Origin of the sequence: Streptomyces sp. NPDC088910, from assembly GCF_044749865.1 — a bacterium.
Taxonomy (GTDB): domain Bacteria; phylum Actinomycetota; class Actinomycetes; order Streptomycetales; family Streptomycetaceae; genus Actinacidiphila.
In genome coordinates this window covers 227,295-243,499 of record NZ_JBIVIV010000011.1, presented here as the reverse complement: position 1 = coordinate 243,499, position 16,205 = coordinate 227,295, and the positions used below count along the sequence as shown (strand labels likewise).

General features: G+C 73.2%; 17 protein-coding genes. 11 read left to right on the top strand and 6 right to left on the bottom strand.

Translation table 11 applies throughout. The features are described 5' to 3' along the window. Positions 1-86: 86 nt before the first annotated feature. Positions 87-275: a thiazolylpeptide-type bacteriocin gene (locus ACIP4Z_RS25190; protein ID WP_093711265.1), complete on the bottom strand. Its 189-nt coding sequence runs from the start codon at positions 273-275 to the stop codon at positions 87-89. A gap of 215 nt (positions 276-490) precedes the next feature. On the opposite strand from ACIP4Z_RS25190, the gene ACIP4Z_RS25185 reads away from it, so the two are divergent. The 8 genes from ACIP4Z_RS25185 to ACIP4Z_RS25150 all read left to right on the top strand — a co-directional run bounded on the left by ACIP4Z_RS25185 (position 491) and on the right by ACIP4Z_RS25150 (position 7,123). Next, complete coding sequence (locus tag ACIP4Z_RS25185; protein ID WP_391049458.1) at positions 491-1,879, top strand: amidohydrolase; 1,389 nt, start codon at positions 491-493, stop codon at positions 1,877-1,879. A 22-nt stretch (positions 1,880-1,901) separates the two neighbouring features. Further along, positions 1,902-2,171, top strand: coding sequence for a hypothetical protein (locus tag ACIP4Z_RS25180; protein ID WP_355338956.1), 270 nt, complete (start codon positions 1,902-1,904; stop codon positions 2,169-2,171). Continuing rightward, complete coding sequence (locus ACIP4Z_RS25175; RefSeq protein ID WP_317452687.1) at positions 2,168-2,563, top strand: helix-turn-helix domain-containing protein; 396 nt, start codon at positions 2,168-2,170, stop codon at positions 2,561-2,563. Before ACIP4Z_RS25180 ends, ACIP4Z_RS25175 begins: the two co-directional genes overlap by 4 nt. Before the next feature lie 102 nt (positions 2,564-2,665). Further along, positions 2,666-3,253 (top strand): 2-oxo-4-hydroxy-4-carboxy-5-ureidoimidazoline decarboxylase, encoded by a 588-nt coding sequence (gene uraD / locus ACIP4Z_RS25170; RefSeq protein ID WP_401311660.1) that lies wholly within the window; start codon positions 2,666-2,668, stop codon positions 3,251-3,253. Beyond that, entirely contained in the window at positions 3,250-3,627 is a 378-nt protein-coding gene (gene uraH / locus ACIP4Z_RS25165; protein ID WP_391163606.1) for a hydroxyisourate hydrolase, read from the top strand. The genes uraD and uraH overlap by 4 nt, the downstream gene beginning before the upstream one ends. Before the next feature lie 5 nt (positions 3,628-3,632). After that, positions 3,633-4,571 carry a factor-independent urate hydroxylase gene (gene pucL, locus ACIP4Z_RS25160; protein ID WP_401311656.1) on the top strand — a complete coding sequence of 313 codons (939 nt, stop codon included), beginning with the start codon at positions 3,633-3,635 and terminating at the stop codon, positions 4,569-4,571. A gap of 11 nt (positions 4,572-4,582) precedes the next feature. Then, entirely contained in the window at positions 4,583-5,953 is a 1,371-nt protein-coding gene (locus tag ACIP4Z_RS25155; protein ID WP_401311653.1) for an 8-oxoguanine deaminase, read from the top strand. Between the two features lie 378 nt (positions 5,954-6,331). Further along, a complete protein-coding gene (locus ACIP4Z_RS25150) occupies positions 6,332-7,123 on the top strand; it encodes an NAD(P)H-binding protein (RefSeq protein WP_391163761.1) in 792 nt (263 codons plus the stop codon). Here the strand turns inward: ACIP4Z_RS25150 and ACIP4Z_RS25145 are convergent. From ACIP4Z_RS25145 to ACIP4Z_RS25135, 3 genes are all read right to left on the bottom strand, one after another. Next, entirely contained in the window at positions 7,104-7,592 is a 489-nt protein-coding gene (locus tag ACIP4Z_RS25145) for a GNAT family N-acetyltransferase (protein WP_401311650.1), read from the bottom strand. The two genes, ACIP4Z_RS25150 and ACIP4Z_RS25145, sit on opposite strands and share 20 nt — an antisense overlap. 76 nt (positions 7,593-7,668) lie before the next feature. Next, positions 7,669-9,288: a malate synthase A gene (gene aceB, locus ACIP4Z_RS25140; protein ID WP_355338974.1), complete on the bottom strand. Its 1,620-nt coding sequence runs from the start codon at positions 9,286-9,288 to the stop codon at positions 7,669-7,671. Between the two features lie 129 nt (positions 9,289-9,417). Next, complete coding sequence (locus ACIP4Z_RS25135) at positions 9,418-10,083, bottom strand: NTP transferase domain-containing protein (protein WP_401311646.1); 666 nt, start codon at positions 10,081-10,083, stop codon at positions 9,418-9,420. Between the two features lie 118 nt (positions 10,084-10,201). Here ACIP4Z_RS25135 and ACIP4Z_RS25130 point away from each other — a divergent pair, with 118 nt between their 5' ends. Beyond that, on the top strand, positions 10,202-11,920 hold the full coding sequence (locus ACIP4Z_RS25130) for a hypothetical protein (protein ID WP_401311643.1): 1,719 nt from the start codon (positions 10,202-10,204) through the stop codon (positions 11,918-11,920). Positions 11,921-11,992: 72 nt separating this feature from the next. Then, positions 11,993-12,310 carry a DUF5955 family protein gene (locus ACIP4Z_RS25125; protein ID WP_355338983.1) on the top strand — a complete coding sequence of 106 codons (318 nt, stop codon included), beginning with the start codon at positions 11,993-11,995 and terminating at the stop codon, positions 12,308-12,310. A gap of 79 nt (positions 12,311-12,389) precedes the next feature. Here ACIP4Z_RS25125 and ACIP4Z_RS25120 read toward each other — a convergent pair whose 3' ends face one another. Continuing rightward, a complete protein-coding gene (locus ACIP4Z_RS25120) occupies positions 12,390-13,166 on the bottom strand; it encodes an IclR family transcriptional regulator C-terminal domain-containing protein (RefSeq protein WP_391049472.1) in 777 nt (258 codons plus the stop codon). Between the two features lie 233 nt (positions 13,167-13,399). Here ACIP4Z_RS25120 and allB point away from each other — a divergent pair, with 233 nt between their 5' ends. Then, positions 13,400-14,761 carry an allantoinase AllB gene (gene allB, locus ACIP4Z_RS25115; RefSeq protein WP_401311639.1) on the top strand — a complete coding sequence of 454 codons (1,362 nt, stop codon included), beginning with the start codon at positions 13,400-13,402 and terminating at the stop codon, positions 14,759-14,761. Between the two features lie 74 nt (positions 14,762-14,835). Here the strand turns inward: allB and ACIP4Z_RS25110 are convergent, their stop codons facing one another. After that, a complete protein-coding gene (locus ACIP4Z_RS25110) occupies positions 14,836-16,191 on the bottom strand; it encodes a GH1 family beta-glucosidase (protein ID WP_355338992.1) in 1,356 nt (451 codons plus the stop codon). Positions 16,192-16,205: the final 14 nt, after the last annotated feature.

The window sequence follows — 16,205 nt, the reverse complement described above, 5'->3', positions numbered from 1 at the left end:
GGAAACCGACGATGACGACGCCGCGACATGACTACTCCGCGGACCGGGGAGGCCGGTCCGCGGAGCGTGAAGCGGGTGGTGGCTCGTCAGGCGGTGCAGCTCGTGGTGCTGGTGGTGCTGGAGCAGGTGCTGGTGCTGGAGCAGCTCGTCGACGAGCCGAGCATGACCTCGCTGGCGTCCGAGTAGTCGGTGATCTCGAAGGTCTCCGACTCGAGCTCCAGGATCTCCTGGGCCAGAGAGGCGAGCGGCGTGTCCAGCTTGGAGATGTCAGCCATGATGACTCCTTCTCAGCAGGGAGCGCGGCCCGCGACGGGCCGGCCCCATCTTTCTACGCGCGTCCACTGGCGAATCACCCTGCCGCCCGCTGTCATCCCGCTTGCACCGCCCGCCGCCCCTGTCACGTGACCCGCATTCCGGCACCCCCGCCCCCGACCCCCGCCCGGAGCGCCCGATGAACCCGCCGACCGGACCCACACCCGTATCCGGACCCATGTCCGGGCCCCCGCCCGTCTCAGGAACCGTCTCCGACGCCGTCCTGACCCGCGCCGCCGAGCTGTATCTGGACCTGCACCGGCACCCTGAGCTGTCCGGGGCCGAGGAGCGCACCGCCGCCCGCTTCGCCGCCGCGCTCAGGGCCGCGGGACTGCGCGTCGAACGCGGCGTCGGCGGCCACGGCGTGGTCGGGGTGCTGGCCAACGGCCCCGGCCCCGTCGTCATGCTCCGCGCGGAGCTGGACGCCCTCCCCGTACGCGAGAACACCGGCCTGGCGTACGCCAGTTCCGCCACCGCCGCGGGACCCGACGGCGCTCCCGTCCCCGTCATGCACGCCTGCGGCCACGACATGCACCTGGCGTGCGCGGCGGGCGCGGCGGCGTCGCTCGCGGGGGCCGCCGACCGGTGGCAGGGCACGCTCGTCGTCGTCGGCCAGCCGGCCGAGGAGACGCTCAGCGGCGCCGCCGCCATGCTCGCCGACGGCCTCTACCGGCGCTTCCCCGTGCCCGACGACGTGCTCGCGCAGCATGTGGTGCCGCTGCCCGCGGGCATGGTCGCGCACGCGCAGGGCCCGCTGCTCGCGGGCAGCGTCACCCTGGAGATCGTGCTGTACGGCCGCGGCGGCCACGCCTCCACACCGCAGTTCGCCGCCGATCCGGTGATCACCGCGGCGGCGGTCGTCCTGCGCCTCCAGACCGTCGTGTCGCGCGAGACGGGTCCCGGCGAGCCGCTGGTGCTCACGGTCGGCTCGGTACGGGCGGGCACGCCCGGCGCGGGAAACGTCATCGCGGACTCCGCGACCCTCCAGGTGACCGTGCGGGCCTTCTCCGACGCCGCGCTCGACCGGGCCGTGGCCGCCGTCCACCGGATCGCGCGCGCCGAGTCCGCCGCCTCGCCCGACCCGCAGCCGCCCGCTCCCGACCTGCGCGTCCTGTCCCGTTCCTGCCCCACCGTGCCCGACGCCGAGCTGACCACCGCCGTGCGCCGCGCGCACGAGGCCGCCTTCGGTCCGCAGCGCGTCACCCGCTGGCAGCCGTCGACGGCCACGGAGGACTTCGCGCTGTACGGCGACGCGGGCCGCGCGCTGCACGGCGTGCCGGGGATACGGACCGGCTACTGGATGCTCGGCGCGGTCGGCCCCCGGCAGTGGGTCGAGGCGGGCCGCGGCGACACGGACACGGCCGGGCGGCTGGCGGCACTGCCGCCGAACCACTCCTCGCGGTTCGCCCCGCACCCCCGCCTCACCCTCGAAGCGGGTATCGCGGCGATGACTGTGGCGGTACAGGCCCGTATGCCGTCGGTTAAGGTCGCATCGACCGCGTCGAGCGTATCGACGACGCCGTCCCGGCAGGACCGTCCGGCAGGGCGGGGGACGGCGGGCACGTAGCGCAGCCACCCGAGGGGCCCTGGTGAGACTGAGGCTGGAATTCACGACCGAGCCGTTCGACCTGGACGAGCCGCCCGAGCACGCGGTGGTGGCCCGCGAGGTGGTCGAGGGCGCGTCGCTCGACGCGGTGGACGTCGGCCCGTTCGGCAACACCGCCGAGGGCGAGGCCGACGCGGTCGTCGCGTCCGTCGCGGAGCTGCTGCGGCGCACGCTGGCGGCGGGCGCCACCCGGGTGTCGCTCCAGGTCAACGTGGTCGCGGCGGCCGGGCGGGCGCAGGAGGACGGCAAGTGACGGGCACCGGGGGGCACCCCTTCGCCGCGGCGGTGAAGCCGCTGGTGGACGCGATGGGCGCGGAGATGGTCGCGCCGGACGAGGCGCGCGGCGACGACGTGGTGCTGAGCTGGGAGGGCGAGGAGGTGGTGGCCGTCCGGCTGCCCCATCTGGCCGACTCCCTCGACCACCTGCTGGCCGACCTCGAACGCCGGCACGGCTCGCTGCCCGCCCTGGGCCGCAAGGACAAGCAGACCGTCGTCCGCATCCTGGAGGAGCGCGGCGCCTTCTCCGTGCGGCACGGCGTGGAGACCGTCGCGTCCGCGCTCGGCGTCAGCCGCTTCACCGTCTACAACTACCTGAACAGGGAGAACGCCCTGAACAGCGAGAAGAGTGCCCGCGAGAGCGAGTGACCGGCCGTTGTTTCCTCTTCCGTCCGCTCCCGGACGGCTTTGTTACCGGAAGTTTTCAACAAACTGTTGACGTCGTACGGCGGCGGCTCTTAGCTTGCGACTGTGACTTCCAGCGCATCGCCGGGTCTTTCCCGGCTCAATGAGGCCACCTCGTCAGCGGCGTCCGCGCTGCTCCACGAGGTGTGCGCCAGTACGGCGTGGGACGCCGCGCTGGCCGCCGGACGGCCGTACGACCGCCTCGACGACCTGCTCGCGGCGAGCGACACCGCCATGGCGGCGCTCACCGCGGACGACCTCGCGCAGGCGATGGCCGGACACCCGCCGATCGGCCGCCCGACCCCGGGCGACGCCACGTCGGCGCGGGAGCAGAGCGGGGTCGGCGCGGCCGAGCGCGAGGAACTGCTCGCGCTCAACCTGGCCTACCAGGACGCGCACGGCCATGTCTTCCTGATCTGCGCCACCGGCAGGACCGGTGAGCAGATGCTGGCCGCCCTCAAGGAGCGGATCGGCAACGACACGGACACCGAACGCGAGATCGTCCGCGCCGAACTGGGAAAGATCAACCGCATCCGGCTCACCCGCCTCGCCGGAGCCGGAGCCGGAGCCGGAGCCGGAGCCGGAGCCGATACCGGCACCAGTGCCACCGCCGGAGCCGCACGCGAGGCCGCGTCCGAAGGAGATCCCTCATGACCGACACGTCGGTGTCCACGCACATCCTGGACACGAGCGTCGGCCGCCCGGCGGAAGGCGTGCCCGTCCATCTGTCGGTGCGCGCCTCGTCCGGCGGGATCTGGTCGCCGCACGGGTCGTCGAAGACCGACGCCGACGGCCGCTGCAAGGATCTCCCGGCCCTGCCGGAAGGCACCACCCACGTACGGCTGCACTTCGACGTGGAGCCGTACCTCACCCGCCAAGCCAACGCACAGCAGGACGCCCCCCGCGCAAGGGACAGCGGAGCTTTCTTCCCGGAGGTGGCGATCGTCTTCGCCGTCAGGCCGGGCGAGCACTATCACGTACCGCTGCTGCTCAATCCGTTCGGCTACTCCGTATACCGAGGGAGCTAGCACCGATGACCGCCACTTCCCGCCCGTCCCACCCGGTTTTTCTCGGCCAGAACCAGTACGGCAAGGCAGAGAACCGCGTCGTCCGGATCACCCGCGACGGCGGCACGCACCACATCAAGGACCTGAACGTCTCGGTCGCGCTCTCCGGCGACATGGACGACGTGCACCTGTCCGGCTCCAACGCCAACGTGCTGCCGACCGACACCACCAAGAACACGGTGTTCGCCTTCGCCAAGGAACGCGGCATCGAGTCCGCCGAGCAGTTCGGCATCCACCTCGCCCGGCACTTCGTCACCAGCCAGGAGCCGATCAAGCGGGCGCGGATACGGATAGAGGAGTACTCCTGGGAGCGGATCGCCGCCTCCGAGGCGGGCTCCCGCTTCATCGGCGCCGACGAGATCCAGCACTCCTTCGTCCGCAAGGGCCAGGAGACCCGCACCACCGAGGTCGGCTACGACGGCGAGAACTGGCAGGTCGTCTCCGGCCTGAAGGACCTGGTGGTCATGAACTCCACCAACTCCGAGTTCTGGGGCTTCGTCAAGGACGAGTACACGACCCTCAAAGAGGCGTACGACCGCATCCTCGCCACCGAGGTCACCGCCCGCTGGCGGTTCAACTGGACCAGCGACGAGCGGCGCGCCCCGCAGTGGGAGAAGGCGTACGGGCAGGTCCGCACGGACCTGCTGGAGGCGTTCGCCGAGACGTACTCGCTCTCGCTCCAGCAGACCCTCTACGCGATGGGCTCGCGGGTCATCACCAGCCGCTCCTACGTGGACGAGGTCCGGCTCTCGCTGCCCAACAAGCACCACTTCCTGGTCGACCTGGAGCCGTTCGGCCTCAAGAACGACAACGAGGTCTATCTCGCGGCCGACCGTCCGTACGGCCTCATCGAGGGCACCGTGCTGCGTGACGGCGCCGAGCCCCGCATCCCGGTGACGGACTGAGAGGCACCACCATGAGCAACCGCATCGTCATCGAGAACTGCGCCGTCGCGACCGTCGACGCCGACGACACCGAGTACGCCACCGGGCACGTCGTCGTCGCGGACAATCTGATCGAGTCCGTCGGAGCGGGCCCCGCACCGGCCGGTCTGGAGAACGTCACCCGCCGGATCGACGGCACCGGACACCTCGTCACCCCCGGCCTGGTCAACACCCACCACCACTTCTACCAGTGGATCACCCGCGGCCTCGCCCAGAACAGCAACCTCTTCAACTGGCTGGTCGAGCTGTACCCGACCTGGGCGCGGATCGACGAGCGGATGGTCTACGCGGCGGCCTCCGGCTCGCTCGGCGTGATGGCCCGCGGCGGCGTCACCACCGCGATGGACCACCACTACGTCTTCCCGCGCGGCGCGGGCGACCTGCTCGGCGCCGAGATCCGCGCCGCCGCCGAACTGGGCGTGCGCTTCACCGCCGCCCGCGGCTCGATGGACCGCGGCAAGAGCGACGGCGGACTGCCGCCGGACTTCGCCGTGGAGACCACCGAGGGCGCGCTGCTCGCGACCGAGGAGGCCATCGACACCCACCACGACGCCTCCTTCGGCTCGATGCTGCACATCGCCGCCGCGCCCTGCTCGCCCTTCTCGGTCTCCACCGAACTGCTGCGCGAGGCCGCGGTGCTGGCCCGCCGCAAGGGCGTCCGGCTGCACACGCACGGCAGCGAGACGGTGGAGGAGGAGAAGTTCTGCCACGAGCTGTTCGGCATGGGCCCGACGGACTACTTCGAGTCCACCGGCTGGCTCGGCGACGACGTGTGGATGGCGCACTGCGTCCACATGAACGACTCCGACATCGCCGCCTTCGCCCGGACCGGGACCGGCGTCGCGCACTGCCCGTCGTCCAACGCCCGGCTCGCCGCGGGCATCGCCCGGGTGCCCGACATGCTCGCCGCCGGGGTCCCGGTCGGCCTCGGCGTGGACGGCACCGCGTCCAACGAGTCCGGTGAACTCCACACCGAACTGCGCAACGCCCTGCTCATCAACCGCCTCGGCGGCGGCGAGAAGGCGCTGAACGCCCGTCAGGCCCTGCGCCTGGGCACCTACGGCGGCGCGCGCGTGCTCGGCCGTACCGCCGAGATCGGCTCCCTGGAGGCCGGGAAGCTCGCCGACCTCGTGCTGTGGAAGCTGGACGGCATCGCGCACGCCTCGATCGCCGACCCCGTCGCCGCGCTGGTCTTCGGCGCGGCGGCCCCGGTCACCCTGTCGCTGGTCAACGGTGTGCCGGTGGTCGAGAACAACCGGCTCACCCGCGCCGACGAGGACGCCATCGCGCGGCTGACCAGGACCGAGGCGCAGCGCCTCGCGCGGATCGCGGGCCTGGCGTAACACCGTAGGCACCGCCGCGAAAGCGACCGGTCGGGGAGGGACGGCCCCCGACCGGTAGCCGGACCCTGTCCTGACACGGGTCCGGCGACACCGCCCCCGGACCGTGGGACCACGGTCGGCCCCGCGGCTCCGGGGGCGGCGCCTCCCCGAAACCACGGCCCGCACCCCGGCGCGCACCGGACAGGGCGCCACGGCGGGTACGCGACGAACTCCCGCTCCGCGCCGTTTACTATGCGTTCAGCCGGACGTCCGCACCCCGCCGGGTGCGGGGCGCGGCAGGCAGGATCCCGCCACAGCCAGAGGTGAGCGCCCGTGAGCCCGACCGAGCCCGTATCCGCCGAAGGCTCCGCCGCCGAGCCCGCCACGGGGGCCGTCACCCTGGTCACCGGCGGCACCGGCACCCTCGGCCGCGCGCTGGTCGACCGGCTGCTCGCCGCCGGCCGCCCGGTACGCGTGCTCAGCCGCGGCCCGCGCGGGGCCGACGACGCGCGGCCGTACGAGTGGGCGGTCGGCGACCTGCGGACCGGCGTCGGCATCGACGGCGCGCTCTTCGACGGCGTCGGCACGATCGCGCACTGCGCGACCACCAACGGCCGCGGCGACGTCGAGGCCACCGAGCGGCTGACCGGAGCGGCGGTGCGCGCGGGCGGCGACCCGCACCTGGTGTACATCTCGATCGTCGGCGTCGACCGCGTCCCGCTCGGCTACTACCGCGCCAAACTCGCCGCGGAGACCGTCGTGGAGCAGTGCGGGTTGCCGTGGACGGTGCTGCGCACCACGCAGTTCCACGACCTGGTGGCCCGGCTCACCGTCGCGCAGCGGCGGCTGCCCGCGATCCTGACGCTGTCGGGAGTCAGCTTCCAGCCGGTCGACGTCACCGAGGTCGCGGACCGGCTCGCGGACCTGGCCGGAGGCGAACCCGTGGGCCACGCACCGGACTTGGGCGGTCCGCAGATCCGCAGCGCCGCCGATCTGACCCGCGCGACCCTGCGCGCGGCGGGCCGCCGCAGGCTCGTCGTACCGCTGCGGCTGCCCGGCGCCCTGGCGGGCGCGCTGCGCGCGGGCGGCAACCTCACCCCCGATCACGCCGACGGCCGGATCACCTACGACTCCTGGCTCGCCGCCCGCACCCCGCCGAGGAAGCCGGGGCTCACAGCGCCCGGTGCATGATGTGCAGGCCGACATAGCCCAGACGCGGATGCCGGAACCCCTCGGGGACCGTACCGATCACCCGGAAGCCCAGTGACTCGTACAGCTTCACCGCGTACGTGTTGGACTCCACCACGGCGTTGAACTGCATGGCGCGGAAGCCCTCGCGCTCCGCCCAGCGCAGCGCCTCCTCGCACAGCGCGCGGCCCGCACCGCGGCCGCGGTGCGCGGGGTCGACCATGAAGCTGGCGCTGGAGACATGGGCGGCGTTGCCGCCCTGGTTGGCGTTCATCTTGGCGGTGCCGAGCACCGTGCCGTCGTCGCCGACGGCCACGACCGTCCGCGCGGGCGGCGCGAGCAGCCAGTAGTCCCTGGCCGTCGCCTCCGGGATGTCCGTCGGATAGCTGAAGGTCTCGCCGTCCGCGCAGATCCGCCGCAGGAACGGCCAGATCCGCGGCCAGTCGGCCTCGGTCACATCACGGATGAGCATGCGGAGCAGCATGAACGGCCGCCGGCGCCGGGTGCAAGCGCGTTTCGGCGCGGCGGCCGTTCCCGGGCACCGGGGCTCAGTCCGCCAGCAACTCGTAGGCGGGCAGCGTCAGGAAGTCGACGTACTCCGCGTCGAGCGCCGTGCGCAGCAGCAGCTCATGGGCCTCGGTCCACTTGCCCGCCGCGAACGCCTCCTCGCCGATCTCCTCGCGGATCGCGGCGAGTTCGTCGGCGGCCACCCGCAGCACGAGGTCGTGGGTCGCTTTCTCGCCGTTCTCGAAGACGACCCCCGCGTTGATCCACTGCCAGATCTGCGAGCGGGAGATCTCGGCGGTGGCGGCGTCCTCCATCAGGTTGAAGATCGCCACCGCGCCGAGGCCGCGCAGCCACGCCTCGATGTAACGGGTGCCGACCTGCACCGCGTTGCGCAGCCCGTCGAAGGTCGGCTTCGCGTCCAGCGAGGCGATGTCGATCAGCTCGGCCGCGGTGACGTGCACGTCCTCGCGCAGCCGGTCCTTCTGGTTCGGCCGGTCGCCGAGGACCGCGTCGAAGGAGGCGCGGGCGATCGGCACCAGGTCGGGGTGCGCGACCCACGAGCCGTCGAAACCGTCCCCGGCCTCACGGTCCTTGTCCGCCCTGACCTTCTCGAACGCGACCTTGTTGACCTCCGCGTCGCGCCGGGACGGGATGAAGGCGGCCATCCCGCCGATCGCGTGCGCGCCGCGCTTGTGGCAGGTGCGCACCAGCAGTTCGGTGTACGCACGCATGAACGGGGCCGTCATCGTCACCGCGTTGCGGTCCGGGAGCACGAAACGGGCGCCGCCGTCACGGAAGTTCTTGACGATGGAGAAGAGGTAGTCCCAGCGGCCCGCGTTCAACCCCGAAGCGTGGTCGCGCAGTTCGTACAGGATCTCGTCCATCTCGTACGCGGCGGTGATCGTCTCGATCAGCACGGTCGCACGCACGGTGCCCTGCGGGACGCCCACGTAGTCCTGCGCGAAGACGAACACGTCGTTCCACAGCCGGGCTTCGAGGTGCGACTCGGTCTTGGGCAGGTAGAAGTACGGGCCCTTGCCGAGGTCGATCAGCCGCTGGGCATTGTGGAAGAAGTACAGGCCGAAGTCGACCAGGCCGCCGGGGATCTGCTCGCCGTCCACGGTGAGGTGGCGTTCCGGCAGGTGCCAGCCGCGCGGGCGCATCACGACGGTGGCCAGGTCCGCCGGGTCGCCGAGCGCGTACGACTTGCCCTCGGGGGAGGTGAAGTCGATCCTGCGCTCGTAGGCGTCGATCATGTTGACCTGGCCGCCGATGACGTTCTCCCAGGTGGGGGCGGAGGCGTCCTCGAAGTCGGCGAGCCAGATCCGCGCACCGGAGTTCAGCGCGTTGATGGTCATCTTGCGGTCGGTGGGGCCGGTGATCTCCACCCGGCGGTCGTCGAGCGCGGCGGGCGCGGGGGCGACCCGCCAGTCGCCGTCCCGGATGTGCGCGGTCTCCGGGAGGAAGTCGAGGGTGCCGGTGCGGGCGATCCCGGCGCGCCGCTCCTGGCGGCGGGCCAGCAACTCGGCGCGGCGGGGCGCGAAACGGCGGTGCAGCTCGGCGAGGAACACCAGCGCCTCGGGGGTCAGCACCTCCTCCGCGCGGGGGACGGGCCCGGCGGCCTCGGAGACGACGGCCGGAGACGGCGCTGATGCGGACATGCTGTCACTGCTCCAGAGTGCGAGTGTGTCTGGCGCCCGCCGGGGTGCGGGACTGGCACCGGGTGCCAGGGCCGGTCCGAGGTACGGGCGGTTCTGCAAGGTGGAGTATAGATTTCACAGTGCGGAAGTTCAACGCTTTGTGGCACGGGGTGCAGCCGCAGGCTCCGCCGGGTCCGGGGCGGGCCGGAGAAGCCCCAGGTCGGCGGGGGTGTCGATATCGGCCGGGTCGCCGATGTCCCCGCACTCCACGAGCACGGTGTGGTCGGCGTGCTCGCGCAGATACGTACGCGCCCCGCGGTCCCCGGTGGCGCTGCCCGCGACCCCGGCCCAGCGGGCGCCCCCGATCAGCACCGGGTGGCCGCGCCTGCCGTCGTACACCGCGCAGGCCAGGGCCGATGCCAGGGCCTCGCCTCCACCGGCCGCCGCCAGCACGCGGGCGACGGCAGCCGCGCCCACGCCGGGCTGGTCCACCAGGCCGATCAGCGCCGCGGCCGGGGCGTCGGCCGACGCCGCGAGCGAGGCGAGCCCGGCCCGCAGCGAGGAGCCCATGCCCTCCTCCCAGCGCGGATTGCGCACCACCACGCAGCCGGAGAGGTCGGCGCGCTCCACCACCTCGTCGGCCGCCGCGCCCAGCACCACGTGCACCGGGCCGCAGCCGCCCGCGCGCAGCACCCGTACCGCGTGCTCCACCAACGGCCGCCCCTCGTACGGCAGCAGCGCCTTCGGCCGCCCGCCCAGCCGCCGCCCGCCACCGGCCGCCAGCAGCAGTCCGGCTACCTCGCCCTTTGTGTGCATAACTCCTGCATACCGTGACGGGACCATGGCCGAACAGGCCGCGGTCGGCGTGGCGTGTTCCGGTATCGTCGGCGTGAGGGCCGGAAGGGGCGGTGACCGGCCGAGGGAACGGGGACTGATGGGCGCTCAGCACTTCCAGCCGCTGACGGCCGAGGATCCGACCGGCGTCCCGGGCTACCGGATCAGCGCGCGGCTCGGCGGGCGCGTCTACCTCGCGCACGCGCCGGGCGGCATACCGGTCGCGCTCCGCCTGATCGACCGGCTCCCGCCCGACGTCCACGCCCTGCGGCAGGTGCACGGGCCCTACGTCGTCCCCTTCGTCGACGGCGGCACCGACGACTCCGGCGCGGGCCCCTGGCTCGCCACCGCCTACGTCCCCGGCCTCTCGCTGCGCACCGCCGTCACCACCACAGGGCCGCTCCCCGTCCCCAGCGTGCTGCGGCTCGTCGCCGGAATCGCCGAAGCGCTGCGCACCATCCACCACCGCGGCCTCACCCACGCCGCCCTCACCCCCGCCCACGTCCTCCTCGCCGCCGACGGCCCGCGCGTCAAGGACTTCGCCCTGACGGGCGCGGCCGCGTCCGATACGTCAGCCGCCGCGTCGTCGGCGAGCCGGACGGCGCCCGCGGGCGCCGCGGAGGGCTCGCCCGCCCAGGGACCGGCGCCCGTCTCGCTCATGGGGGAACCCGTCGCCGACGAGCCGCCCGCCGCGGCGGCGTTCCTGGCGCCCGAGCAGCTGGCGGGGAAGACCGGGGGGCCCGCGGCCGATGTGTTCTCGCTGGGGCTGATCGCCGCGTACGCGGCCGTCGGAGGGGCGGCCGTCGGGGGCGGGGAGGCGGATCTCAACGAGCTGCCGGGGGAGCTGCGGGAGATCGTGACGCGGTGCCTGATCAAGGACCCCGCGCTGCGGCCGTCGCCCGCGCAGATCATCGCGATGTGCGCGCAGGCGGCGCCCGACGCGTCGCGGCGGCGGGCGGACCGGTGGCTGCCGCCCGCGCTGCTGGCGGCGATCGTTCCGGCGATGCCGCCGCCCGCGCCGCCGATACCGGTGGCGCCGCCGACCGGGCATCCGGGATCGCTGCACTACGGGTGGGCGCGGCCGAGCGCCGGGCACGTACCGTACCGCCCCCACCTGCCGCACTTGCCGCACCTCCCGCGCCCGCCCGCCCGGCGCCGGGGCGGCACCGTCCTGGCGGCGGTCGCCGCCCTGGCGGTCGTGGCCGCCGTCGGGGCCGTCCTCCTCGACCGCTCCGACGACGACCACCGCGCGAGCGGCGCGTCCACCGCCTCCACCGCGCCCGCCGCGGCGCCCACCACCGCGCCGCCGGACTCCGGCGCAGGAGGCGGGGACGCGACCGGCGCACCCGAGCAGCCGAGCGGCATCCGTTACGCGGGCATACGGCTCCCGGCGGGCTCGGGCCTGTCGCTGACCCAGGACCCGCCCGTGGTGCTCCCCGGCCCCTTCACCGGGGACATCGGCTTCACCCCGGAGCCCGAGGCGTTCGGCACCGACCCCGCCCACGGCACCGTCGCCCTGCTGGACCCGGCCGCGCCCGACACCCTCGCGGGCTGCCGCGGCGCCGCCGCCGCAAGCCCTTCCATCCCGCGGGACTCGGTGAGCGCGGGCTCGCGCGTCTGCGTACAGTCCGCCGACGGCACGGTCGCGCTGGTCGTCTTCCGCACGCTGACGCCGAAGGGCGCTCCGGCACCCAGTGCCAGTCTGGACGTCACCGTGTGGCGGACCGAGGGGCGCAGCGCCGAGGCCAACCAGGACGGCATTCCAAACCCACAAGCGCTCGGCACAGTGAATTTGGCGCATTTTTCGAAGACCGTATAGCGCGACCGGCTTCGCTTCGCGTTAACTGATCGGCCCCGGAGGCCACGTCGGAGAACCGGGGGCGGAGTGGGTGTGAGACAGAAGTACGCGCTGGGGGAGACACAGGTGGTCAGTGCGCCGGGGGCGGCGGAATTACGGGCGGCGGTGGCTCGCGTTCAACGGGAACTCGCGGCGTATCGCCCGGCGTTGCCGGACCGCGCCGTCGCGGAGGACGAACTGGCCGTCCTGGCCAGGCTCGCCGCGCAGCCGGCGCCGGCCGCGATACGCGACGCCGAGGCCGTTCGGCACTCTCTTTTACTCGTCGCCGCCGCTCTCGGTTCGGTCAGCGCCCTGACCGAACCGCTCGCGGAGCTGCACGAAACGGTGGAGCGCGCGACGCCGACGTGCTGACCGTGCGGGTGCCGTTCTTCGCGGGCGCCGCCCGTGCGTGGGCCGGTCCCGGTCCATGGACGGGCGGAGGCGGTGCGCCTCAGGAGGACGGCGACGGCGCCGTGGTGGTGGCCAGGGCGAGCGACAGGGCCTGGGCCACCTCGTGGAGGACGGGGATGATCTTGTCGGTGGCGGATTCGGTGACGCGGCCGGCCGGGCCGGAGATGGAGATGGCGGCGGCGGTGGGGGAGTCGGGGACGGTGACGGCGAGGCAGCGGACGCCGACCTCTTGTTCGTTGTCGTCCACGGCGTAGCCCATCGCGCGGATGCGGCCGAGTTCGGTGAGGAAGTCGTCCGGGTCGGTGATGGTGCGGTCGGTGGCGGCGGGCATACCGGTACGGGCGAGCAGGGCGCGTACCTCCTCCGGGGGAACGTCGGCGAGCAGGGCCTTGCCGACGCCGGTGGAGTGGGGGAGGACGCGGCGGCCGACCTCGGTGAACATCCGCATGGAGTGGCGGGAGGGGACCTGGGCCACGTAGACGACCTCGTCGCCGTCGAGCAGCGCCATGTTGGCGGTCTCGCCGGTGGCCTCGACCAGTTCGGCGAGGTAGGGGCGGGCCCAGGTGCCGAGCAGGCGGGAGGCGGTCTCGCCGAGGCGGATCAGGCGGGGGCCGAGCGCGTAGCGGCGGTTCGGCTGCTGGCGGACGTATCCGCAGCTCACGAGGGTGCGCATCAGGCGGTGGATGGTCGGCAGCGGGAGCCCGCTGCTGGAGGACAGCTCGCTGAGCCCCACCTCGCCGCCCGCGTCCGCCATGCGCTCCAGCAGGTCAAAGGCCCGTTCGAGGGACTGGACGCCCCCGGCGCGGTCAGCAGACACGTGCGATCCCCTCGGCAAGGTCGGCGTTCGTCGGCAATCATGGCGGTGCGGTGGTACGGCGGTGCGGCGGTACGGCAGTGCGTGAAGGCGTCGGCGGCCAGGTCACCAGCCGTGCCGACGGTGTTGCGAAATGCTGTTTCCGCTCTGCGGAAGCTTACACGCCCTTGACGGTGTGCGGGATCTTCCTGCACATTGCGTTTCAACGAATTGTTGAAGGTGTGGTGGGAGGGTACGTGAAGGACGCGGAGGAACTGATCCTGCGCTCGCGGCGCGTCGTGACGCCGGAGGGCGAACGGCCCGCGGCGGTCGCCGTCAGCGGCGGAGTGATCAGCGCGGTGCGGCCGTACGAGGCCCCCGACCCGGCCGGTGCGCGCGTGGTCGACCTCGGCGACGACGTCCTGCTGCCCGGCCTGGTCGACACCCACGTGCACATCAACGACCCCGGCCGCACGGAGTGGGAAGGCTTCGCGACGGCCACCGCGGCGGCTGCGGCGGGCGGCATCACGACGCTCGTCGACATGCCGCTCAACAGCGTCCCGCCGACCACCACCATCGCGCATCTGACGGTCAAGCGGGACACCGCGCGCGGCCGGGTGCACACCGACGTCGGCTTCTGGGGCGGCGCCGTCCCCGGCAACGTCAAGGACCTCCAACCCCTGCACGACGCGGGCGTCTTCGGCTTCAAGTGCTTCCTGCTGCACTCCGGCGTCGACGAGTTCCCGCAGCTCGACCCGGCCGAACTGGAGGAAGCCCTCACCGAGTTGACCCGGTTCGACGCCCTGCTCATCGTGCACGCCGAGGACCCGGGGCTGATCGACGGCGCCCCGCGGCGCGGCGGCCCGCACTACGCCGACTTCCTCGCCTCCCGGCCGCGCGCCGCGGAGGACACCGCCGTCGCCGGTCTGATCGCGCTGGCCAAGCGGCTCGGCGCCCGCGTCCATGTGCTGCACCTGTCCTCCTCCGGGGCGCTGCCGCTGATCGCCGCGGCCAAGCGCGAGGGCGTCCGCGTCACCGTGGAGACCTGCCCGCACTTCCTCACCCTGACCGCGGAGGAAGTCCCGGACGGGGCAACGGAGTTCAAGTGCTGCCCGCCGATCCGCGAGGCCGCCAACCAGGACGCGCTCTGGCGGGCGCTGGCCGACGGCACCATCGACTGCGTGGTCTCCGACCACTCGCCGTCCACCGTCGACCTCAAGCGCAAGGACACCGGCGACTTCGCCGCCGCCTGGGGCGGCATCTCCTCGCTGCAACTCGGCCTGCCCGCGGTCTGGACCGAGGCCCGGCGCCGCGGCCACACCGTCGCCGACGTCGCCCGCTGGATGTCCGCGGGACCCGCCCGGCTCGCCGGACTCACCGCCAAGGGCGCCATCGCCGCGGGCTACGACGCCGACTTCGCGGTCCTCGCCCCCGAGGAGACCTTCACCGTCGACCCGGGCCGTCTGCACCACCGCAACCCGATCACCGCCTACGCGGGCAGGACCCTGCACGGTGTCGTACGCGGCACCTGGCTGCGCGGCGAGCGGATCGCCGACCACGGCGCGGTGACCGGCGAGCCCGTCGGCCGGCTCATCGAACGGCCGGCCGACGGGAGTTGAGGCCCCGTCAGGGGCGGGCGCGCGGAAGGGGTGCCGCATCCCCGGGACGGCACCCCTCATCCGCGACCGCGATCTCAGGCCGCGCGCCGCACCCGGCGCCGGTGGGCGGCGATGATGTCCGCGTAGCGGCGACCGCTGCCCTTGATCGTGCGCTTCTGCGTCGGGTAGTCGACGTGCACCAGACCGAAGCGCTTGTCGTAGCCGTACGCCCACTCGAAGTTGTCCAGCAGCGACCAGGCGTAGTAACCGGCCAGCGGCACCCCGCGGCGGACCGCCCTTGCGCAGGCGGCCAGGTGCTCCTCCAGGTAGGTGGCCCGCTCCGGGTCGTCGACCTGTCCGTCGGGACCGACGGTGTCGTGGTAGGCGGAACCGTTCTCCGTCACGAAGATCCGGCTCGCGCCGTACTCCTCGGAGAGCCGGACCAGAAGCTGCTCCAGGCCGTCGGCGTTGACCTCCCAGTCCATCGCGGTCCGCCGGACGCCCGGCAGGTACACCGACTTGGCGTACGGCGCGGGGCCCGTCGGGTCGTCCGTGATGACATTGCGGAAGTAGTAGTTCAGACCCAGCCAGTCCAGCGGAGCGGCGATCGACTCCAGGTCGCCGTCCTTGATCGGCAGGTCCACGCCGTACAGCTCCACCATGTCCTGCGGGTAGCCGCGGCCGTGGATCGGGTCCAGCCACCAGCGGTTGGTGTGTCCGTCCGCGCGCCGGGCGGCGGCCACGTCGGCGTCGCGGTCGGTGGCGGGCTCGCACGGGCTGAGGTTGTTCACGATGCCGATCCGCAGATCGGAGTGGGCCGCGCGCAGCGCCTGCACGGCCAGGCCGTGGCCGACGTGCAGGTGGTACGAGGCGCGGACCGCCGCCGTCAGGTCCGTCCAGCCGGGGGCCATGGTGCCCTCCAGGTGGCCGATCCACGCCGAGCACAGCGGCTCGTTGAGCGTCGCCCAGTCCTTGACCCGGTCGCCGAGCGCCTGCCCGACGACGGCCGCGTACTCGCCGTACCGCTCGGCGGTCTCCCGCTCTGGCCAGCCGCCCCTGTCCTGCTGCGCCTGCGGCAGGTCCCAGTGGTACAGCGTGGCGTTGGGCGTGATGCCCGCTTCGAGCAGGGCGTCGACCAGCCGGTCGTAGAAGGCGAGTCCGGCGGCGTTGACGGCGCCGGAACCCTGCGGGATCACCCGCGGCCACGCGATCGAGAAGCGGTAGGAGTCGAGGTCCAGGGCGCGCATCAGCTCCAGGTCCTCGGGCCAGCGGTGGTAGTGGTCACAGGCGACGTCGCCGGTGTCGCCGCCCGCGACCTTGCCGGGGGTTCGGGAGAAGGTGTCCCAGATGGACGGGGCCCGGCCGTCCTCGTCCACCCCGCCCTCGATCTGGTAGGCGGCGGTGGCCGCGCCCCAGACGAAATCGGCGGGAAGAGAGCTGAGGTCGTTCACAAGCAGCCTTTCGG